The 23609-nt window shown below is 52.3% G+C and carries 13 protein-coding genes and 1 tRNA gene; 11 read left to right on the plus strand and 3 right to left on the minus strand.

What is annotated here, in order from left to right:
• Positions 1-3: 3 nt before the first annotated feature.
• Entirely contained in the window at positions 4-2466 is a 2463-nt protein-coding gene (locus tag EDC14_RS27235; RefSeq protein WP_243662863.1) for a LysM peptidoglycan-binding domain-containing protein, read from the minus strand.
• 210 nt (positions 2467-2676) lie between these two features.
• On the opposite strand from EDC14_RS27235, the gene EDC14_RS08940 reads away from it, so the two are divergent.
• Positions 2677-2751, plus strand: a tRNA-Arg gene (locus EDC14_RS08940).
• Between the two features lie 290 nt (positions 2752-3041).
• Here the strand turns inward: EDC14_RS08940 and EDC14_RS08945 are convergent.
• Both EDC14_RS08945 and EDC14_RS08950 read right to left on the minus strand, forming a co-directional pair.
• Positions 3042-3479 (minus strand): hypothetical protein, encoded by a 438-nt coding sequence (locus EDC14_RS08945; RefSeq protein WP_132013940.1) that lies wholly within the window; start codon positions 3477-3479, stop codon positions 3042-3044.
• Between the two features lie 329 nt (positions 3480-3808).
• On the minus strand, positions 3809-4399 hold the full coding sequence (locus EDC14_RS08950) for a tetratricopeptide repeat protein (RefSeq protein ID WP_132013941.1): 591 nt from the start codon (positions 4397-4399) through the stop codon (positions 3809-3811).
• An 899-nt stretch (positions 4400-5298) separates the two neighbouring features.
• On the opposite strand from EDC14_RS08950, the gene EDC14_RS08955 reads away from it, so the two are divergent.
• From EDC14_RS08955 to fliS, 10 genes are all read left to right on the plus strand, one after another.
• A complete protein-coding gene (locus EDC14_RS08955) occupies positions 5299-9582 on the plus strand; it encodes a glycosyltransferase (RefSeq protein ID WP_165907902.1) in 4284 nt (1427 codons plus the stop codon).
• A gap of 440 nt (positions 9583-10022) precedes the next feature.
• On the plus strand, positions 10023-12311 hold the full coding sequence (locus EDC14_RS27510; RefSeq protein WP_132013943.1) for a flagellin N-terminal helical domain-containing protein: 2289 nt from the start codon (positions 10023-10025) through the stop codon (positions 12309-12311).
• 614 nt (positions 12312-12925) lie between these two features.
• A complete protein-coding gene (locus EDC14_RS27515; protein WP_132013944.1) occupies positions 12926-15223 on the plus strand; it encodes a flagellin N-terminal helical domain-containing protein in 2298 nt (765 codons plus the stop codon).
• 116 nt (positions 15224-15339) lie between these two features.
• Complete coding sequence (locus EDC14_RS08970; protein ID WP_132013945.1) at positions 15340-15900, plus strand: stage V sporulation T C-terminal domain-containing protein; 561 nt, start codon at positions 15340-15342, stop codon at positions 15898-15900.
• 537 nt (positions 15901-16437) lie between these two features.
• Entirely contained in the window at positions 16438-18729 is a 2292-nt protein-coding gene (locus tag EDC14_RS27520; protein WP_132013946.1) for a flagellin N-terminal helical domain-containing protein, read from the plus strand.
• Positions 18730-19040: 311 nt separating this feature from the next.
• The gene (locus EDC14_RS08980; protein ID WP_132013947.1) at positions 19041-19391 is read left to right on the plus strand and encodes a DUF8042 domain-containing protein; all 351 of its coding nucleotides are present in this window, start codon (positions 19041-19043) and stop codon (positions 19389-19391) included.
• Between the two features lie 127 nt (positions 19392-19518).
• Entirely contained in the window at positions 19519-19881 is a 363-nt protein-coding gene (locus EDC14_RS08985) for a flagellar protein FlaG (RefSeq protein ID WP_243662867.1), read from the plus strand.
• Between the two features lie 80 nt (positions 19882-19961).
• Positions 19962-22610 (plus strand): flagellar filament capping protein FliD, encoded by a 2649-nt coding sequence (gene fliD, locus EDC14_RS08990; protein WP_132013949.1) that lies wholly within the window; start codon positions 19962-19964, stop codon positions 22608-22610.
• A gap of 29 nt (positions 22611-22639) precedes the next feature.
• The gene (flgN, locus tag EDC14_RS08995) at positions 22640-23068 is read left to right on the plus strand and encodes a flagellar export chaperone FlgN (protein ID WP_132013950.1); all 429 of its coding nucleotides are present in this window, start codon (positions 22640-22642) and stop codon (positions 23066-23068) included.
• A 39-nt stretch (positions 23069-23107) separates the two neighbouring features.
• Complete coding sequence (gene fliS / locus EDC14_RS09000; protein WP_132013951.1) at positions 23108-23512, plus strand: flagellar export chaperone FliS; 405 nt, start codon at positions 23108-23110, stop codon at positions 23510-23512.
• Positions 23513-23609 lie beyond the last annotated feature (97 nt).

A 23609-nucleotide genomic window follows, 5' to 3' on the forward strand; every position in this document is an offset into this window, starting at 1 on the left:
TTTTTAGGAAGACAGGAATTCAAGCGTCGCCGCCAGGCCATTCAAGTGGTTTCGGTCGGCCCAGAGCACGAAAAAGTTATAGGTCTGCCCGCTAATCTCGACTGGCCGCGGATATCGGACGATCACCGCGGCTTGTTGTTTCATCTCCGCCGGCTGGTCGGAAGAGGGCAGAATGGAGCAGGCCTCCTGACCGTCGACGGTGGTCCGGTTGACTGTAGGATTGCTGCCATAGGGTTTTAAATTTTGGAAGGCTTCATTCCGGCACATTTCTTCCAGCGAAGTTATGCCGCTTCCGGCGGCCGAAACTTGGAAGAAGCCACTGGAACCCTCATACCGTTCATCGCTAACCCGCTGCCAACCCGCGGGGTATAGCAAGACGACTCCAAACTGCCGGTTGGTGTAGATGAGGCGGCGTTTCGGAATGCAAATCTGTTCTCCGATTCGCAAACGGTCGGGCTGGAGACCGGGATTTTCAAGCAGGATGGCTTCGAACGTAGTATTGAACCGTCGGGCGATCGTATTTAGGGTATCCCCGGCTTGAATGGTATAACGTTCGTCCCCGTCGGCGCAGGGCCTCAATATTTGGCCCGGAACACAGATGGATTGCCCAATTTGTAAGGCGTTAGCGTCTAGGCCGGGGTTTACACGAAGAATTGCGTTGACGGAGGTGTTGAACCGCTGCGCCAGCGCATACAACGTATCGCCGGGTTGAACGTTGTAAGCTGATGAACCGTCCGGGCAAGCCGCCGGAGGCTGAGGCTGGGCCGTACCGGGGATGCAAATGGATTGGCCGATCTGCAGACGATTCGGATCTAGATCCGGATTTGCTTGGACGATAGCATCCACCGAAGTTTGGTGTGCTTGGGCCAGACTGTACAGTGTGTCGCCGGATTGGACGATATAGGCCGAGGTTCCCGTGGGGCAACTGGTCGGCGCGGAGCCAGGGATGCAGAGCGACTGGCCGATCTGCAAAGCGTTGGGGTTAATACCCGGATTGGCCCTGAGAATGGCGTCGACCGTAGTCCGGTATTTTTGAGCCAGAAGATAGAGAGTATCGCCGGAGCGGATCGTGTAAGCGAAGGTGCCAATGGTGCAGGAAATAGCTTCGGCGAAATCGCCATGAAAAGTTTCCGGTGCAGTTTCCTCTCTGAGAGTTCCTCCCGCAGCGGTGCCGGGAAGGCAAATCCGCTGCCCGATCCGTAAACGATCGGGATCGAGTCCGGGGTTGGCGGCGAGAATCTCCGCGATGGTGGTATTATATTCCTGAGCCAGCGCGTAGACTGTATCCCCGGCTTGAATGGTATAACTGGCGCCGGGGCAGGGACCGGTGGGCGGCGCTGGCACGGACGGAGTGGGAGGAATGCAAATCCGTTGTCCAACCCGCAAAAGATTGGGATTGAGCCCGGGGTTGGCGTTGATAATGGCCTCGACGGTGGTATTATACCTTTGCGCTAGATTATAAAGCAGATCTCCGGCCCGGAGCGTATAAGTCGTCGAGCCACTGGGACAGGCCGCGGCAGGTGTCACCGGGGGCGGAGTGCCCGGAATGCAAATCTTCCGGCCTACTTGGAGGTTATTGGGATCAAGTCCGGAGTTGGCGCTGGTGATGGCTTGAACCGTGGTATCATACGCTTGAGCGAGCGCATAAAGCGTATCGCCGGCTTGAATGGTATGACTCGTGGAACCACTCGGGCAAGCCGTAACGGGCGGCGTAGGCGTAGACAGGGGTCCGGGAATGCAAATCGTCTGTCCCAACTGTAGACTATTAGGGTTGATTCCCGGGTTGGCCCGGATTATCGCATCGGTTGTCGTGCGATACCGTTGGGCCAGGGAGTAAAAAGTATCACCGGCCTTCACAGTGTAGGAGAAAGTCCCGGTCGGGCAGGTGTTAACCTCGGGATTGGCGGTCGCGGACTTTTCGGTTTGATCCGGCGCCGGAGCCGGAGCAGTATTACCGGGGATGCAAATAGTTTGGCCAATCAAAAGCGCCTCGGAATTCAGTCCGGGATTGGCCGAGGCGATCGCATCCGCCGTGGTGTTAAAACGAACCGCTAGATTATAAAATGTATCCCCCGCCTTGATGGTATAGGCACTGGTGCCTTCGGGACAAACCGCGGGCGGGACCGCCAGCGGGATGCAGATGACCTGGCCGACTCGGAGCCGGTTCGGATCGATGCTGGGGTTGGCTTCTTCCAGATCATCCACGGAAAGCTTGAAAGTCCGGGCAATTTTATACAGCGTGTCTCCGCTTTTAACAGTATAATAGTTCTTTTCCGGGCAGGCAGGATGAGTCGGTTCGCGCGGAATGCAGATGACTTGGCCGACTTGAAGCGCGTTGGGGTTGACATTCGGATTGGCGGCACTGATCGCCGCAACGGTGGTTTTGTATTCTTGGGCCAGTCTGTAGAAGGTATCCCCGGCTTTAATGGTGTAAGCTGTCGTTCCGGGGGGGCATTGTCGAGCCATCTCGGGATCACCTCTTTTGATACATAGATCTTGATACTACAGTATACTGGCGGATGGCCCAAACTGTGCCAAAAACCTGTGTTTCCCACGGTCGACCCAATGACCTCCGGTCGATGCCCGGGAGTGTGCATCAGAAAAAAAGTCCATCTTTGGATAGGTTTTTCTCTTGCCTTTTCACTCAGGATATTGTACAATAATCCTACTGACTGAGCGCCCGTAGCTCAGGGGATAGAGCACTGGCCTCCGGAGCCAGGTGCACAGGTTCGATTCCTGTCGGGCGCACCATACAAAGAAATTGATATGACAGCCTTTTCGGCTGTCATTTTGTTTTTATAAACAACGGTTCATCGTGCTTGTGCGAGCGTCTCAGCGGGTATCTTATTCCTCCGTTCCGGGGGTGGGAAGGGAGAAGTGCAATGAAAAACCCGGGTCGGGAACAAAAACGGCCCGAAGACGTTAAATAAAGTAAGGAGAGTGAGACCAGGCTCTCCGGGCAAGCGCATACCCCCATTACCTCCTTTTTGAAGCCCGGCGATTGGGTAAAATTATCAGTCGCCGGGTTGTTCTATTCCGCCTCATTCCTTCCAGGCCGTGAATCCGCGAACTGTGCCATCGGCGTTTTTTTGACGTAAAAAATTATAGGTCCAATGGGTTCCGATGAAGTAGACAATCTCGGTCCCAGCGGAGGCCTTTTTAATGTGCGGAGTCGTATCGGAGAGCTGCATGGGATGATCGATGTCTTTGATCGCTTTGAGCATTGCTCCCAGGACGGTGCCTTCATCCGGGGGGAGGGGAGTTGGCGAGAAGCGGAAAATGAATTTGCCGTCTTGGCGTGAATAGGAGTAGGGATAATCGAGATAGCTGCCTTGATGCTCCTTTTGGGCTGCGGTTTGAGCCTGACTCGCCGGCCGGGCGTTTCGGGGAGAAGCGCTGATCACGGCGAGGAAGGTCAAAACGATGACAATTCCCGCCAAAAGTAGAAACGATTCGTTCCTCTCTTGATTGGCTGACAATGAGCTCACCCCCACATAAAAAAAACGGCCGCGCGGGCCGTTATTGAAATATCATGTTGGAAAGTTCAGCCCTTTTTTGGAGCTTCAGAAACTGATCCGAGTTTTCGTGGTTTCAAATTGTGAGCTATTTTTTATCGAGTGAAATAATATTACCGAGGATTTCTGTAAATCTCATCAGAATCCTGCCGGATGTTGGAAATAAGTTGCCGAATCAACGGAATTTTCCCAAGTGAAAAGGGCCGTCCCGGCAAGTAGACTCCGGGACGGCCCTTTTGGTTCGGAAAGGCGTGCTTTCACTGATTTGATTTGCTTTCCGACCCGCGCCTGCGTCATTGTCTCAGCTGCCGGATTTGGTGCCGTATGAAGGCCAGATCATCGATGATCTTCCCCAAGGCGTAAAAGACAATGGCCAGAATGATTCCAGAAATCAAACAGGTCACGCTCGGAATATACGCGACAGTGCTCAAACCGCCGGTCACGTAAATATCGGGCCAGAGCAGCTTGGCATAGACTGCGCCGCCGGAGAGAAAGAAGATGCCGACGATGTTGAAAAAGACCGTCAACATCGGCTTCCTGACGTTCGCCAGGCTGTTTTCGCGGTTCGGACCGGGAAGAGGGAGGGCTTCCGGTTTTTCGGCGTTCTTCTCGGGCCCGGGCCTTTGGTCGATGGGAGTTGACTCGATCGTTTGGACTTGGGTCGCGGCATGGTCCGCTTCCGGAGTGCCGGGGTAGAGTTCTATCAACCAATGATAAAGATTTAAAGCGGCTTGAAACTGGTTTTGATTTTGCAGCGCAAAAGCCGCCTGATACAGTTTGGCTTCGGAAAGCATGGTTTGATCGGTGATTAAATCCAGTCTGCATTCGGGGCAGCGATGAACCGCCGCCGGATGCGATTGAGTGCAATTGGGACAGATGGGCAACGCAATCCCTCCTTATTTCAAATCAGCGCGCTCCCGGCGGCGCTGGAACCCGATGTCTCGCCGGAAAAAGTGACTTTCAAGAACATTGGGCGGCTTATCCATCTTCTCATTTGAGCTTATCACAAAAAAGGAAAAATCGATATTTCTTTTTCGCGCAAAAATTTGGACTGAATCAAATTTCTCTCAAAATAACGAAACAGGAGTCCGCTGCTCAAAATGGCGGATCCATCAGTTGATGAGAGTGCTCGCGCTGCAGCTGAGTGTGTTGCGCTGTTAATGGGCGAGCTTGCACGATAGCTGTGAGAGGATGCACTGTGAATAAGTGAGATTGCACAGTAACTATGCGAGGTTGCGCTGTGGATGAGCGAGCTTGCACAGTAACTGTGTAAGGATGCACTGTGAATAAGCGAGGTCGCACAGTAACTGTGCGAGGTTGCGCTGTGGATGAGCGAGCTTGCATGATAGCCGTGCAAGGTCACTCTGTTTAGGAGCGAGGTTACACGGTTACCTTGTGTGGTTGCGCAGGAATTGTGAAAGGAGACGCTGGGAACCCGTGAGCCTCGCGCGGGGAGTGAGCGAGGGGGTTTGGATGTTTGGGGGGTTGGAGATACGAACCAGTTCTTCGGCATCATGGTTTTTCTTTGAAAAGTTTTTACCATATGACGATCCGATTCAGAACAATCCTTTTATTTCTTAAATGAATTTCCAACATTCCGCAGCGATACTTCAGTCAGCCAATCTGTTTCAATTCAGAACGGCGGAACTTGACTCAAACCATCCGCGCGGCGCTGGATGGAAAATACTCAAGTGCTTCGTTTAACTTATCCCCGATGGAGATAGCAGCAGTTGTGTTAGCAAGGAAACGGCTGCTATTGAAAGGATATTACAGGAGTGGAAACGTGGTAAAAATTTCTGCATGCGTCATCGTTAAAAACGAGATCGCGACCATCGCCCGTTGCCTGCAAAGCGTGAGAGAGGTCGTCAATGAGATGATCGTGGTCGATACCGGCTCGACGGATGATACGGTAAGAATCGCCAAGCAGATCGGGGCCAGGGTGTTCTATTTCCAGTGGCGAAACGACTTCGCCGCGGCGCGAAATTACGCATTGAAGCAGGCAAAAAGGGATTGGATTATTTTTTTGGACGCGGATGAGTATTTTCTCGCCGAAACCGTCCCGAATATTCGCCCGCTGCTGGAAAAGCTGCATGGCAATCCAAAGATCGATGCAGTGACCTGTCTGATGGAGAATACGAATGGAGTCGACGGAAGCCTTCGGGGGAGCAATCCGACCGTGAGGCTGTTCCGCAATTCCCGGGAAATCCGTTATGAAGGAAAAGTCCATGAGAGCATTTTCCGCAACGGTCGGCCCGTCCGGTCGGCCACTGCCCCCGGCCGGCTGATCGTCATCCGGCATACCGGATATACCGGGAAAACGGTGCCCGATAAGATCCGGCGCAACAATGCGTTGCTGGAAGAGGAGTTACAGCAGGGGAAGGGGCGCTACCTGACCTGTTATTATCTGAGCGACGGTTACTGGAAACTGGGGGAGTATGAAAAGGCGATCGGTTTTGCCCATCAAGCGATCGAGCGAGAAGGCTCGTTCCTGACGATGCTCGCCTATAAGCCGTATGTGACGCTGATGGACAGCATGATGAAGCTGCGAACCTATGACGAAGCAGCCATCGATGCCGTGCGGGAGCGGGCCGTCCGAAAATTTCCCCGTCATCCGGAGATTCTATTCCACCAAGCCTGTTTTTGGATGAAGCAAGGGCGATACCGAAGCGCGCAGCAATCGTTTCTGGGAGCGTTGGAGGCGAATGCCACCATCGCCAAGATTTACAATTTAATGAATGAGCCCGTCAAAGCCCTGGATCACTATGTTAAGGCCTTGGAGCAAGAGCGATACAACTCCGAAGCGTTGCGGGGCCTAATCTTCCGCATTGCCGCTCAAAATCCAGCGGAGGTGGTTTTCTTGTTGAACCGCCTGTATCATACCGGCGATGCGGCGGATCTTGACTTCTTGGTGGCGGAATTGTCGCGATTCAAAACCAAGCTGGTCCTGGGTTATTATCAGAAAATCCGGCTGGAACGGTTCGGCCGCCGGGAATACGGGGGAATGGTGCTGCTAAGCAACGGCCAGTTTGAGAAGGCCTTTCAATATTTCGCCGCTGTTTTCCGGGAAACCGGCGATCGTGACGCGGAACGCCTGGCAGTGGGAGCGCTGCTGCTCGGCGGGGATCTCGGTTGGCTGGGCCAACTGGGGCCGGGTTTGAATCCTTCATGGCGGAGACTGAGCGGTGCGTTCTTCGGCGGCGGGGCGGGAGATTCGCTGACGGAGGAGGATTTTTCCTGCTATTTGAAGCTAGTAACGGACTTTGCCGGGCTTTGCGGCCCGGAATCCCTGGCGCGGATGGTATGTTTGGGAAAAAGCTTTTTCGCCCTGGTTCCGGAGGAATACTATTTTAAATTAGGCGAGATCCTGGTCCGGCAGGAGCTGTTTCGCCAGGCGCTGGAGGTCTATCTCCAGCCGCTGCAGGCGAAGAGCCTGGGGGCGGATAGAACCGGGGTTTATTATTTCAAGGCCGGTTTTTGCCGCTATAAAATGAAGGATTACCGGGGGGCGGCGGAATATTTCGCCCAGGCGCTGGACTCCGGGTACCGCGGCAAGAATATCCAGGAATTGATGGAGTGGGCTTCGCAACGAGCCGCGAAAAAGCCGGACAACGTCAGTCCGCAATCCCTGGGAAGTTCCTGCGGCAGCCGGGCAAAGGATGAATCGTCGATGGTGCAACCCGAAGGGACGGGACCGGAACCGGCCGCAACCCGGCAACGGTCCGAAGCGGCGAGGAGCAGCGTTGAGGATGTCAAACGGAATTATAAGCAGATGCTGGAAAAACTGATCCAGCTTGATAAAATCGCTGAAGCCAAATATATGGTCCATGAATATGAGAAAAAGTTGCCGGCGGATTCGGAGATCGTTTGTATCAAAGCCGTCATTGCGGTGAGGGAGGGAAAACCCGATGAGGCGGGTGAAATGATCCTCTCCGGGCTGAGTCTGGAGCCGCTTAACGGTGATCTGTTATACAATCTGGCTTCCGTGCATGAGATCAAAAATAAACTTATCAGCGCCTACCGGATATTCCAACGATTGAGCAAGGTGTGCGGCTCTGAAATTTCGCCAGCCGTCAACGACAAGTTGGCGGAGTATGAAAAACTGGCCGTCATCAAGGAGTATAACCAAAGAAAGAAAGTCTTGATCATCGCCTATATCTTCCCCCCGCTGGGCGGTTCCGGCGTTCAGCGCACGTTAAAGTTCATTAAGTATTTGCGCGAATTCGGCTGGGAGCCGATCGTGGTGACGGTCGGGGAAGCGAACTTTTACTTCCGAGATGAGACCATGCTCTCCGAAATCCCCGAGGACCTCCAAATCCTGAGGATTCATGAGACGAGCGCCATCGGCAGTCAGGATGTCCAACAATTACTCGCTTTGTATCAAGGCGTCGTCCAAGACGCCGCATTGATGGCCAAATATATCCAAGAGCTGAATCGCTCCAAGGAAAATTTCAAGAAATTTATCTTCCTGCCGGAGCAGCCGATCGTCTGGGCCAAAACAGTCCTGGATAAAATCCCCAGCGAGATCGATTTCGATACGATCGACGGAATCTATACGACGTCCGGGCCCTATTCCGACCATATCGTGGGCTTTTACCTCCAACAAAAGTACGGCAAACCGTGGGTGGCGGATTTCAGGGATGAATGGACTAATAATCCGTATCTCCCCAATGTCGACAAACGCCACATCATCTACAAGATACAGCGGCGGATGGAAGAGGTCATTGTTAATAACGCCCATAAGGTCCTAAGCACAACGGAACTGGCGGCTGAAAACTATATCAAAGGTTTCAGGCTGAATCGGGAAAAGGTAGTTACGATTACCAACGGCTATGATGAGGATGATTTTCAAGCTATCGGCATTGTCGAACGGGAGCGGCGGAAATTTACCATTGTCCATAACGGGATCTTTTATATGATCAGAACGCCGGAGACTTTTTTGCAGGCTATCCGAAATTTAATCCGCAAGAAGTTGCTTCCCAAAGCAGAGATCGAGATCGCCTTCACCGGTACGGACAATGAAGAGCATTGGAAGCGGTACGTAGAAGAATTAAATCTAGCGGAGGTTGTCACTTTTCATGGCTATTTATCGCATCAAGACAGCCTGACGTTGGCTGCGAAAGCGGATCTTCTGCTGTTGGTCGTTGGAGCGGGAGAAAGCAATAAAGCGGTGTATACCGGCAAAGTTTTTGAATACTTGCGCTTGAGTAAGCCAATCCTGGCCCTTTCGCCCAGGGGGAGTTTGGTCGATGCGCTGATTCAGCGAACCGGTAGAGGCGAAAACATCGATTTTAACGATATTGCGGGCATCGAAAACTATCTGCTCCGGATGTATCGCGCTTGGCGCGAGGGGAAAATTGAAAACCTGCCGGTAACCCACGAAGTAAAACAATACGAGCGCCGGGAATTAACAAAGCGTCTCAGTGAAATTTTGAATGAAATCGCAGCTTCGAACGGCTTATCCGGCAGCGCTGAGGCGGCCCCTCGCGAATCGGAAAGAAACGACGAATTTTATGACCGCATCTATAAAACCGGCGGATGGAATCAGACTTATTTTAAGCACTATTCCGAGACGCATTACTTTCCGATGTGGGTCCAGGCGGCGGAGATGATGAAAGCTATTCCGGAGCCGAATATCATCGATATTGGTTGCGGACCGGGACAATTTGCGGAATATCTTTTTGATCAGGGAATGACGCAATACCGCGGGATCGATTTCAGTGTGGAAGCGATCCAAATGGCGAAAATCAGAAACGATAGATACCGTCAATTATTTCGGGTGGATAACGCCTATACCACCGATATATTCGATACGGCCTATAATACGGTGGTCCTATTTGAAGTACTGGAACACATCGAAGACGATCTGAAAGTTTTAGAACGAATCCGCGAGGGCGCGCAGGTCTTATTCAGCGTCCCCGACTTTTATTCCGCGGGCCATGTTCGATGGTTTGATTCGGAAATAAAAATCATCCAAAGATATCAGCGATTGATCCGGATCGGCAAGATTTCCACCTTTGCCATTGGGTTGAATACCAGAATTTATTTAATCCGGGGTATTAAGAATTAGTTCGGGATCCGCTGGAACTTTCCGGGCGGTCCCGCTGAAGATGCGAAATTTTTTGCTTTTAGCGAATATTACGTTGCGGCGATGGATAAAGATGGGCGGGCTTTTAACGGCTTATGTCAAAAACCAACCAGTTGCAGCGGGTTGGTTTTTGACATAAAAAGAGGGAAAAAGGGACTCCAATCAATGTAGTCCGGAAGTTTTTTTTTACATCAAAAGTTGGGATAAAATTACTGGAAAAACCTATCGTTAACTGGACGTTGTTATAATTTACAAGTTAAGTTCCGAAGCGTTTTTTACGAAGAATAAGTAAGAGGCAGCGGTGGAGGAAAGGATGCCGAAGCAGCGCCTTACCCCCTTGACCGTCCGGAGTGGCCAACCGCGACGGAACAGGGAAACGGGTACGGATACCCGATCAACTCAATTCAAGGAGGAACCTTATCATGAGAATCAATCACAACATTCCCGCGTTAAATGCCTACCGGAACCTGAATGCCGCCACCGGAGCCAATTCCAAGGCGATGGAGAAACTATCCTCCGGCCTCCGGATCAACCGGGCCGCCGATGACGCCGCCGGCCTCGCCATCTCCGAAACCATGCGCGGCCAACTCAAAGGATTGAACCAAGCCACCCGCAACTCCCAGGACGCCATCTCCTTGATCCAAACCGCTGAAGGCGCGCTGACCGAGACCCACTCGATCCTCGACCGGATGCGCGAGTTGGCGAATCAGGCGTCGAACGACACCTATACCGCCAATGACCGTCAGGAGATGCAAAAGGAGATCAACCAGCTCAAAGACGAGATCGACCGGATCGGTAACACCACGACCTTCAACAATAAGAACCTGCTCGACGGTTCGGCCTCGGCCATCGTTTCCGCCGATAACGCCAATACTCAGGTCTTTGCGCGGGGCGCGATCACCAACAGCGGCGCATTTAAGCTGACCATCGAAGCCACCGCCGGCAAAGCCCAGATCCAGAAGACCAATGTTTTCAAGATCAGCGAAGGGGACGTGACCTCGAATCTTACCATTGCCGCAGCCACCGGAATCAGCCAATTGGAAGCTGGCGGTTTACAGCATGATGACTATACCTTAACGACCGATGCCGCTCAAGCGGCGGGCGGTACCGGGACGGGCGACGCCGCAGTGACCGCGGTGCAGTTTTACCGGCAGAATGCCGGCGCCGCGCTGAATATTTTCGGAGCTGACGCCGGCGCCGATTTGGCCGTCGCCGATGTGGACGGCGCCAAAAACCTGTCCTTCATGGCGGAGATCACTGGGATCAACGGGAATTCGATCACCTATAAGATCGAATGGTCCAGTATGGCCAATGACGGAACCACCAACTCCGGCACGACCAACTGGACCTTGAATGATGTGACCGCCGGCCAGACTTTGACCCTGGATTCCGTGGGCATTACGCTTGGCGGAGGCACTGCCGCCGGTTTGACGGTGGGCGACAAACAAACCTTTACGCTCAAAGCGGATGGGGATGCCGCGGCGCACGACGCCGTTACCATTAGCGGGACCGCCACCGGCACGTTGGCCAATATCGTGGTCGCCGAAGGGGCGCTCGACAATAAAACTTCCGACTTTAAAGTGTTTTCCCTGGACACCACTACCGGAAAAAGCTATGCCGGGACCATTTCCACCACCATCGGCGGCATGGGGGATGGCGCCGCGACCTTCACTTCCGAAGACGGCGCCGGCAAAACCGCGGCTTTGGATACCAAGCTTTCGAGCATTGATAAATTTACCGACGCCAATGGGAAGTTCCTGCTGGATCAGCCGCAGACACTGACCTTGATCCAAGGCGATGGCAAACAGACTTCGGTGCAGCTTTATGCCAGCGACACCATTCAAAATGTGGTCGATAAGCTGAATCAGGCCATCGGCGAGGGGCTCGGCCAAAAGGACGTATTGACGAATTCGGCCGACGCCGACAAGTTTGTCTCCTTCGTCACCAACCCCGATTCCAGCGGCGTCGAATCGGCGGAAAGCACCATTGTCATTCGCTCCGCGAACGCCGGCGCGGACGGCAAGATCAACATTGTCGGCGACGAAGCCTTAATCAGCGCTTTGGGTCTGTCGGATGTTCAAGGAGCGACCGAAAGCAAGTTCAGCGTCACGGTGACCGATGCCACCAATCCGTCCAATATGATCGCGCAGAACGTTTCAATTCAAGGCAACACCCTGGTCGGCGTGGTGGATAAGAATGTGGATGTAAAGTTCGCCAGTAACGCCGATATCGACATCACCTATAACGCCACGACCAAAGAGTTTACGATGGCCAATAAAGCGGGCAGTTACACGACAACCATCAACCTGGTCGGCAATGCCCAGACCTTCCAGATCGGCGCCAATGAAGCTCAAAACATGACCGCCGCCATCGGCGACATGCGCTCGGCCGCGCTCGGCGTGGACAATATTTTGGTTACGGACCGCGACTCCGCTTCCAAAGCCATCACCATCATCGACAAGGCGATCAACCAAGTTTCCGCCCAACGTTCCAGCCTCGGTGCGATTCAGAACCGCCTGGAGCATACCATCAATAACCTGGGCGTGGCCACCGAGAATATGACCGCCTCCGAGAGCCGCATCCGCGACGTCGACATGGCCTCCGAGATGATGGAATTCACCAAGATGAACATCTTGACCCAAGCCAGCCAAGCCATGCTGGCCCAGGCCAACCAGAAACCCCAAGCCGTTCTGCAACTGCTGCAAGGGTAAGATTGGTTTCGATTCCAATGATTCAATATCAGAGCCGTCCGCAAGGGCGGCTTTTTCATTTTAAAAAATAATGAAGAGTTATTTTCAAAAGTTTCATCAAAAGAATTGTTAAATTTTTTTGTATATTTTTCTTTCGAATACAAATAAAGGAATTCGTGCTTTGTTTTAGGTAATTGAAATAACATAGTAAGTTGACGGTAATATAAAGTAAATATCTTACAAAATATTGGATCGAAAAATACGGTCAACCTAGATTTTCATCCAGAAGTCCAATTCGGGAAAAAGGCTAGATTCCAAGGGTTTCGGTTGTTGAGATGCGAAGAAAATCTCCGCTCCGGATATGTGACGGGTCAAAGAGGACGCACAGGCAGTTAACAAAATAAGTTAACCTGAATCATTGAGGGAGAACCTTTCTTTACACATTGGATAAAAATGGAATTTTTCTAAAGCTTTTTGAGAATTCGTACGAAAAAAATATCAAGTAACCGTCAGAGCTCAGGATGAACCCCGGCGGATACCGCTTCCCGCATTTTTCAGACGGCCGTCGAAAGAGCGTAGGGAACTTAGGGTAAAGGAAACCCGAACAAGAAAAATTCAAGGAGGATTTAGAAACAATGAGAATCAACCACAACATCCCGGCATTATCCGCATTTCGCAACTTAGATTCCGCCAGCAATGTGATGTCCAAGTCGATGGAGAAACTCTCCTCGGGCCTGCGGATCAACCGGGCCGCCGACGACGCCGCGGGGCTCGCCATCTCCGAGACCATGCGCAGCCAGATCAAAGGCTTGACCCAAGCCACCCGCAACTCCCAGGACGCCATCTCCTTAATCCAGACCGCTGAAGGCGCGCTGACCGAGACCCACGCCATTCTCGACCGCATGCGCGAGCTGGCCGACCAAGCGGCCAACGCCACCTACACCGCGAATGACCGGATGGAGATGCAGAAAGAGATCGATCAACTGAAAGACGAGATCGACCGGATCGGCAACACCACCACCTTCAACAACAAGAACCTGCTCGACGGTTCCGCCTCGGCCATCATCTCCTCGGACAACGCCAACACCAGCGTCTTTGTGCGCGGCGCCGTCACCAACAGCGGCGCTTATACCCTGAGCGTCGACGCCACCGCCGGCCAGGGCCAGATCCAGAAGACCAACGTTTTCAAAGTCAAGGAAGGCGATGTAGTTTCCAATCTAGTCTATGACGCCAGTAAGTCCGGCATCAGCAAAGTGAACGTCAATGGAGTCCAACACGGTAAATACGAGATTGACATAGCCGCTGGAAATCCAGCCGCTGGTGGTCCGGATGCATCGTTAACAGAAACATCACATTATTTCCAAAATGGTGCGGCTAGTATCTTTGGAACTGCTCCGGCTAATGTTGCTGCCAACACGGCTCAAAACGCTTCGCTTCTATTTGAGGTGACAGGCGTTGCCGGAGATAATGTATCTTACAAGATCAGTTATCATGTTGTTAACCTGGATGGCACTGTTTTAGATGGTGAGACAACAGCCTCTGCCAATTTATCCGCGGCCGGCAGCATTGCGCTGGGAGCCGGGTTGCCTACAATTGACTATGCTGCCGGGCTTGCCACTAATTTGAAAGTTGGGGATAAGGCAACTTACTTTATCAAGGCGGATGCCAACACTGGTGTCAATGACACAGTTACCTCCAAATATGACGCAAACGGCGACGGCGATTATGCTGATACCGGAGAAGCAAAAACATATGTTTTGAATGCGGGTGTCCTCAACAATAAGGCCAGTGACTTCAAAATGTATTCTCTGGATTCAAACGGAAAGGTTTATGACAGCAATATTGCTTTAACGGTCGGTGGTTTAACTACTCAAGCAGGTGCTGTGACCTTCACCGCTGAAGACGGTGCCGGCAAATTGGCTTCTTTGGATACCAAACTCTCCGCCATCGATAAGTTCACCGACGCCAACGGCAAATTCCTGCTGGATCAACCGAAGACCATTACCCTGATCCAGGGAGATGGCAAAAAAACCTCGGTCCAACTGTACGCCAGCGACACGCTCAAAGATGTGGTCAATAAATTGAACAAAGCCATTGCCGATGATCTGGGCCAAGGCGAGATCGTGGGCGCGGCCAATGCCGACAAATTTGTCTCTTACGTTACCACCGCCGACCCCTCCGGCGTGGAGGCCACCGGCGGCAGCATGGTCATCCGCTCCGCCAAAGCCGGAACCGACGGCCAGATCAACATCGTGGGCGACGAGGAAGTCATCAAGGCGCTCGGCCTTTCCAACCTGCAAGACGCCACCGAGAGCAACTATAGCGTGACGGTGACCGACGCCACCAATCCGTCCAACGTCATCGCCCAGAACGTCTCCATCCAGGGCAACAAGATCGTCGGCGTGGTCGACGAGAATGTCGATGTCCAGTTTGACAGCCAGGCTGATATCACCACCACCTGGGACGCGACGACCAAAACCTTCAAAGCGGCCGCCAATGCTTCCAGCTCTTACAAAACCACCATTAACGTGGTGAATAATTCGCAGACCTTCCAGATCGGCGCCAACGAGGGCCAAGACATGACCGCCGCCATCGGCGACATGCGCGCGGCCGCGCTCGGCGTGGATAACATCCTGATCACCGACAGGGAATCCGCTTCCAAAGCCGTGACCGTCATCGACGCGGCGAAGAGCCGGGTATCGGCCCAACGGTCCAGCCTCGGCGCGGTCCAAAACCGCCTGGAACACACCATCAACAACCTGGGCGTGGCCACCGAGAATATGACCGCCTCCGAGAGCCGCATCCGCGACGTCGATATGGCTTCCGAGATGATGGAGTACACCAAGATGAACATCCTCAGCCAAGCCAGCCAGGCGATGTTGGCCCAAGCCAACCAGAAACCGCAACAAGCGCTGCAACTGTTGCAGGGCTAAGCGCGTAACCTCTTTATAATGTAAATGCTGGGAGTGGCCGGCGAAACAGCCATCCGGCTCGTTTCGATCCGGCCCACTCCTTAGCAGATTCGTAAACTACGATGTGAGGACGATGGATGGCGATGGCTGGGATTGTGCGGCGGGTCGACGACTTAGGGCGAGTGGTCATTCCCAAGGAAATTCGAAAAATTTTATGGATCGGCGACGGCGATTCGATTGAGATTGTGGTAAACCGGGACGGCGAAGTCATTCTCAGAAAACATTCTCCCGCCGGCCGACTCGGCGATTTTGCGCAGGACTACGCCGACTCGCTGTATGAGTCGACCGGACATGAAGTCTGCATTGCCGACCGGGAAAAAGTGATCGCCGTTGCCGGCGCGCCGGCGGAAGAGTTTCTGAATAAGCCCCTCGCCGTGGCGGTCGCGCGAAGCATCATGGAACGCAAAACCGTGCGGATGTCCAGACCCGGCTCGCACCCGTACTGCGCGGGATGCCCCAGGGCAGAGACGGGGCGCTGCAGATTCACCGCTCAGGTGATTGTTCCGATTTGCACGGGAGGAGAGCCGATCGGCGTCATGATCCTCTCCACTCAGGAGCCGCATGGATCCATCGGCGAATTGGAGGCTCAGATCGTCGAGACTGCCGCCGAATTTTTAGCGAAACAAATGAAACAGTAGTTTTCGGTTTTTCATTCGACCGTATATGGAAACGGATTAAGCCAAAGTGGCGGTAATTGCCCCGCCACTTTGGCTTTTATCGTTAAACGGCGAGCAAGCTCCTCTTCGCGCGAATATTATTTTTAGATGGAATCAAAAGTCACAGCCCTACTCCAATGAGCGAATAACGGCTGTGATTTTTTTTATTTCCGGATATGAAATTCCAGTTTCCAATAATCGTTTGGCCGGACCAATCCGGTTAAGTTCAAATTGTTGGGGAAGACTGTGAAAATGCTTGGTATTACAGTATTTTACGAAGACTCATAACATTACATAATGTATCAGTCGAAATTTTTTGTTCAAGTTGAAAAAATTCCCCTAAAGATTTCCGTCAAATAGACGAATAAGATTATGAGGGGATAGCGTCGGTTGATCAGGAGGATCGCCGATGGATCCGGTCTCCGGATGTTTTCGCGGGCGGCCGACCGTGAGGCGGACGGGAGAACCGGTAGCTTATCCTAAAAGTAAAAAAATAAAATTTCAAGGAGGAACTTTACAATGAGAATCAACCACAACATCCCGGCGTTGACCGCGTTCCGTAGCATGGACGCAGCCAGCAACACCATGTCCAAGTCGATGGAGAAACTCTCCTCGGGCCTGCGGATCAACCGGGCCGCCGACGACGCCGCGGGACTGGCCATCTCCGAGACCATGCGCGGCCAGATCAAAGGCTTGAACCAGGCCACCCGCAACTCCCAGGACGCCATCTCGCTGATTCAGACCGCTGAGGGCGCCCTGACTGAGACCCACTCGATCCTCGACCGGATGCGCGAATTGGCGAACCAAGCGGCGAACGCCACCTATACCGCTAACGACCGGCTGGAGATGCAAAAAGAGATTGATCAGTTGAAAGACGAGATCGACCGGATCGGCAATACCACCACCTTCAACAACAAGAACCTGCTCGACGGTTCCGCTTCGGCCATCGTTTCCACAGATAAGGCCAGCACTCAGGTCTATGCCCGCGGCGCCATCACCAACAGCGGCGCTTACAAGCTGACCATTGATGCAACCGCAGGCAAAGGCCAGATTCAGAAAACCAATGTCTTTAAAGTCGCTTCGGGCGATGTGACCTCCAATCTAACCATTGTCGACGGGACTGGTATCAATTCAGTGGAAGTGGACGGTCTGCAACACGGGACCTATGGTGTTAATGCCGCTGCTAGCGCCGGTGGTGCCGCAGCTCTGACGTCAGCTGGACTTTATGTGCAAAATACCGCTTCTACGGCTACCAATGTATTTGGTTCTACTACTGATCCAACTCTTACCTATACTGGTACTAACAATCTTTCGCTTTTGATGGAAGTCACAGATATAAGCGGTGCTAATGTTACTTATAAGATTTCTTATAAGAGTATCTCTCAGACCGGAGCCGTCACGGAAGGTTCTTTTGACGCTACGGTCGATATTACCGCTGGCGGTGATATTGATATCAGTTCTATAGGTGCGGCTGGCGATGAACTTGCAATAGCTGCTGGTACTGTTGGTAACATAACAGTCGGCGACAAACAGGCCTTATTTATCAAACCCACGGATGCCGCGGCCGGCGCTGATACCACCGTCGCGATTAATGATGGCAATGTCGCTAATGTCAAAGCTACTTACGTGTTTGATGCTGGAGCCCTGAACAACAAATCAACGGATCTGAGCTTCTATCAAGTGGATGCCAATGGTAAAGTTTACAATGGTAAAATTAGCCTGGATGTCGGCGGCTTGACCGTTGCCGCAAACAACGAAGTCACTTTCACCGCCGAAGACGGCGCCGGCAAATTGGCCGCGCTCGACACCAAACTTGCCAATATTGACAAGTTCACCGATGAGAACGGCAAGTTCTTGCTGGATCAACCGAAGACTTTGACTTTGGTCCAAGGCGACGGCAAAAAGACCACGGTCAAACTGTATGCCAGCGATACGCTCCAAGATGTGGTCAAGAAATTGAACGACGCCATCGGGAACGATCTTGGCCAAAAGGCTTTATTGAGCGATGCGGATGATGCCGATAAATTTGTCTCCTTTGTAACCACTCCGGGGACTACCGGCGTTGAAACAGCGTCCAGCACCCTGGTAATCCGCTCCGCCAAAGCTGGCGCCGACGGCCAGATCAATATCATCGGCGATGAGGAGATCGTCAAGGCCCTTGGCCTATCGAACGTACAAGAAGCCACCGAGAGCAACTACAAGGTGACGGTGACCGACGCCACCAACCCGTCCAACGTCATTGCTCAGAACGTTTCCGTTCAAGGCAATAAGATCGTCGGCGTGGTCGATGAGAATATCGATGTCGCCTTTGACAGCCAGGCTGATATCACCACCACCTGGGATGCTACGACCAAAACCTTTAAAGCTGTCGCCAATACTGCCAGCTCTTATGAAACTACTATTAATTTGGTGAATAATTCGCAAACCTTCCAGATCGGCGCCAATGAAGGCCAGGACATGACCGCCGCCATCGGCGACATGCGCGCGGCCGCGCTCGGCGTGGACAACATCCTGGTCACCGACCGCGAATCCGCGGCCAAAGCCGTGACCATCATCGACGCGGCGAAAAGCCAGGTGTCGGCCCAACGGTCCAGCCTCGGCGCGGTCCAGAACCGTCTGGAACACACCATCAACAACCTGGGCGTGGCCACCGAGAATATGACTTCTTCCGAGAGCCGTATCCGCGACGTCGACATGGCTTCCGAGATGATGGAGTACACCAAGATGAACATCCTCAGCCAAGCCAGCCAGGCGATGCTGGCCCAAGCCAATCAAAAACCGCAACAAGCGCTGCAACTGTTGCAAGGTTAAGGTTTGTTCCGTTCGTTTTTCAAAACGCGGGGCCGTCCCGGAAGCAATTCCGGGAACGGCCCTTTTTCTTTGTGAAGCAACGATATCGGTTCTACGGGTTAAACTGAGGAATGAAGTTGCTGTCAGCCAAGTATAACTAAAGATTTTTCGGGAAAAAACCGAAGATCAATTATATGCGACGACATGATTTGAATCCCATGATTTGCGAAAAAACGGTGAAGCGTTCGTTATTTTCGCAAATCATAGCCACGAAGGATTCATGTCGTTGCATAGAGAATAGGAAATCCTCAAAATTGAAGGGACGGATCGGAATGACCAGGGAAGAATTGGACCAGACGATTCTGACGTATAATGACTACCTCGACAAAATGACCGGGGTGATCGGGCATATCTGCGACGATATCCGGGAGACGGAGCTGGAGGCGGTTCAAACAGTGCTGCCGGCGATCATTGACGGCGTGGCCTGGATTTATGACGCCGCGGAAGGGCTCGTCGGCATGGGGCTGCTGGAAGAGCGGAAATTCCAATGCTTGCAAAGCACCATCCACGAGCTGGGCGAGACGTTCGAAAAGCAGGACCTGACCCGGATGTATTCGCTATTCAGCCAGACGCTGTTCCCGGCATTAATCGATTTGAAGATCACTGCCGCCTCCGAAGCGTAGCCAAGGATTTGCCGGAAGGATGCAAAAAAGGAAATTCCTCTAAATTATTTTACGGAAATAGCCGATACATAATTAGAAGGTTTTCATTTTGAAACCGCCAAATCTTTGACAAGGAGGATTGGAGATCATGCGGATTCAACCTGTCTCTGACCCGAATAATCAGCCGTCCCTCGCAGCACGGATGCTGCCGGAAACTCCCAAACCCAATCATGAAACGGGTCTTCAATCAAATCAGCCGGCTGATGCCGCTGTTAGTCAGCCTGCGGATCCCAAGAAGATCGATAAAGCCGTTGAAGTGGCCAATCAGTTGATGGAAGAGGTCGATCTGAGCTTTAAGTATTATCGGGACGAGGCGACTCACATTGATGTGATTCAGGTGGTCGATGACGCGACCGGGGACGTGATCAAACAGTTCCCGCCCGAAGATATCTTGAAGATGGTCGCCAAGATGTACGAGTTATGGGGGATTTTTGTGGACGAAAAGGCCTGATAAAAATTCTCCGCAACAGTCACGGTTTTTATTTTCTCCTGTCCCGGTAACGAGGACAGGCGGCATGGAGGTTGATAGCAATGACCAGTGTGGCAAGTTCAAGCAGCGGCGTCTCCAATGTGGGTCGCGTGACCGGATTGGGAACCGGTTTGGACATCGAGAGCATCATCGAGCAGACGATGAAGGCCAAACAGGCGCCTTTGAATAAGTTAAAACAGCAACAACAGTTGTTAACTTGGAAGCAGGACGCTTACAGGGAACAGAATACTGCTTTATCAAGCCTGCAGGATCTGGTTCGTGATTTACGATACGAAACCACCTTTAACACCCGGAAGGCCACGACGACCAATTCGCAGGCGGTGAATGCCACGGCGGCCGCCAATTCCTTGAGCGGAACCTATAGCATCAATGTATCCCAATTGGCGACCGCGGCTGTGAATTCGAGCCAGACCGCGATGACGATCGGCTCTTCCTTGACCGGCAACTACATTACCGAAGCCGTCATTGACGCGGAACATAATCAGTTCTCCATCGTGGTGGACGGCGTGGCCAAGACGATTACATTGCCGCCGAGCGCCTATGGGACGTATAAGATGAACCCGGTGACGAGTTCAGGGGAAAAGTCCCTGGATGATCTGGCGGGCGCCATTCAAACTCAGTTGAATGGGGCGGGTTTCGCCGTTCCGGTGTACGCCAAGGCCACCACCGATAACGAACTCGTCTTTTACACCAAGGCGGATGGAGCCAATCATACGTTGGTCATGATGGACAGCGCGAGCAATAATGCTTTGGGAGTGATCGGCTTTCATAATAAAGCCACTTCTAAGGCGTTGGTCAGCGAACCGTTGGTTCTCACGCCCGATCAGAAGATCGTTATCGATTCCAATAATAAAAAGTTCAAAATCGCGTTGGGAGACGGATCCTATCAAGAGGTCACGCTGGACGAGAAGGACGGCGGCTATACCATTGCGGAGTTGGCGGCGGAGATCGAGACGAAGGTCCGGGCCCTGGGTGGCGATTATGATAAGGTCCGGGTATCGACCACCAACTACAACCAGCTATGCATCGAGACGGTGGCCGACGACAATAAGCCGTTATCGATCAAGCTAGGCGCGGCTTCTACCGCCGACGCTTTGGATGTGCTCCGTTTCAGCGACGGGGTCAGTTCCAACACCGGACAGGCCGGATTGAATACCTCGGCTTCGCTGATTAGCCAGAAAGACCGCTTCCTGAATTCGGACTTTTTTGATACCCATTACGCGGATCCCAATGATGCTACCAAAGGCGTATTCAGCTTCTCCATTAACGGACAGTCGTTCACCTTTAACGTATCCAATACGCTGGATGAGATCATCAACGGGATAAATTCCAACACCGCGGCCGGAGTATTCGCCTTTTATGACAGTTACAAGGACAAACTGGTGTTAACCTCCACCAAGACCGGCGATCTGAACACTAATGGGCCGGATATTCAGATTACCGATTCGAGCAATTTTTTGAGCCAGGTGTTGAATATCACTGCCGCCGGAGAGGTCAGCGGCAAGAACGCCATTGTCTCCATCAACGGGTATGAAACGCAGCAGCAGGGCAATAGCTTTACCATGAATAACACGACCTTCAACCTGACCGGTCTCGGCTTGGCCACCATTACCGTAGCCCCCGACACCACGGGGATCGCCGATAAGGTTCAAGCCTTTGTGGATAAATACAACACCATTATCGCCGCGATGAATGCCGAAATTACCGAGACCCGGGCAAAGGTCCCTGGCGACAAATACGCATACTATGAGCCGCTCACCGACGATCAGCGCAAAGAACTTTCCGAGGACCAGATCAAACAGTGGGAGGAGAAAGCCAAACAAGGCGTGCTCCATAGCGATGACATCCTATCCGGTTGTCTGAAGACGATGCGGATGGATCTGGCTTCGACGCGGAATGTGCAGACGATGATGAGTGGCGCCGCGCTTTCGGGTACCATCAACTTGAGCGGCGCGAACCGGTTCCTGGTGACTTTCGGCAATGAAACGCGCGAGATCCAGTTGGATGCGCGCTCCTATTCAGCCAGTGAATATGATCAACTGGTCAAGGATGTGCAACAAAAAATGGATGCCGCCTTCGGCCAAGGCAGTATTCAGGTGGCGCTGAACGGGAGCAACCAGCTCACCATGACCACCAGTGGTATCAAGGTTTCGTTAAATAACGGCTCAAGCAACAGCGGACTCAATTTGCTCGGGTTCAACGATGGCGCCACCCTGAAGCCACAGGTGAAAAGTTTGGCGGAGATCGGGATTACGACAGCCACCGGTTCCAGTGCCTACGCGGAAAAAGGCAAGCTTTATCTGGACAAGGATAAACTGGCTGCGGCGATTATGGAGGATCCCGAGGGAGTGATCGCTCTCTTGACCAATAACGGCTCGGTTGCGACTGAGGATGGTCCGACCACCGACGTTAGCAGGCAGGGTATTTTCTACCGTCTTTATGATTCGATTGATGCCACGATGAAGAAGATCAATGCCGAGGCCGGCGTGGCCGGCTCGGATTCCACGCAGACGGTCATCGGTAAACAGCTGACGAACATCGGCAAACAAATTACGACCACCCAAGACCGGTTGGATGCCGAAGAATCCAGGTTATATACAATGTATAACAATATGGACACCATGATCGCCCGGATGAACAGTCAATTGTCGGCGATCCTCGGGATGTTTGACACTGGTAATTCGCAATGATGAGTTGATAAACTGGAGATGGTAAACGGTTGGATAAAGCAGACGTCGCAGAATTGCTCCGGAAGAAGAAAGAAATGTATGAGATGATGTTATCGTATTTTCGGCAACAGGCCGCTTTATCGTTTATGGAGAATCCGTCCGAATACCAATCCTTTATGGAGCGTAAATCCGAATGCATCAACGAGATTGCTAAAAATGAGATTATCCTCCAGTCCATCCTTCATGAAGATCAGGATGGGAGATGGCGGGCCATGGTTGACTCGTGTAATAAGGAATTGCGCCAAACGATGTCGGAGATTCAAAAACTGAACGATGAGTGTCAAAATCGTTTAAAGAGAGAGAAAGCTGCGGTTCAAAAACGCCTGACTGCCATCCGGCTCGGCAAAAAAGGAATGACAGGCTACAATTCCACTCAAAATATGAATCCGGCGGGAATGTTTACGGATAAGCGGCGCTAATAAGGGGTGACACTAAAATAAGGGGGAGGTTCGGCGCATATGGTACCCAACAAAGCTTATAATCTATATCGGGAAAATTCCGTCATTAACGCGAGTCCCGGAGAGCTTACCCTGATGTTGTATAATGGGTTGATCCGCTTTATCATGCAGGCACAACATGCTATCGAAGAGAAGGATCCGGCCAAGGCCCATCACTATATCATCAAGGCGCAAGACATTGTGATGGAGTTCCGGATCACGCTCGATCATCAATATGAAATCTCGCAATCATTGGATATGCTTTATGATTACATCCATCGCCAGCTGGTGGAGGCCAACCTGAAGAAAGACGCGTCAATTCTAGCGGAAATATTGCCGATCGTTACGGACCTACGGGATACATGGGCCCAGGCTCTGAAAAGTTTGAAACCCGTGCCGTCTCCCGGCTTGGAACAGGCGAAATAGCCGGTTCCAGCAATATGGCTTTGAGCTGATATTATTCCTGGAAAGTTGTTTCAAATTCTTCTAATAATTGTATCATTATTCCATTTCTTTTGTTTGA

Source organism: Hydrogenispora ethanolica (genome assembly GCF_004340685.1).
In the GTDB taxonomy this organism is placed as follows: Bacteria; Bacillota; UBA4882; order UBA8346; family UBA8346; genus Hydrogenispora; species Hydrogenispora ethanolica.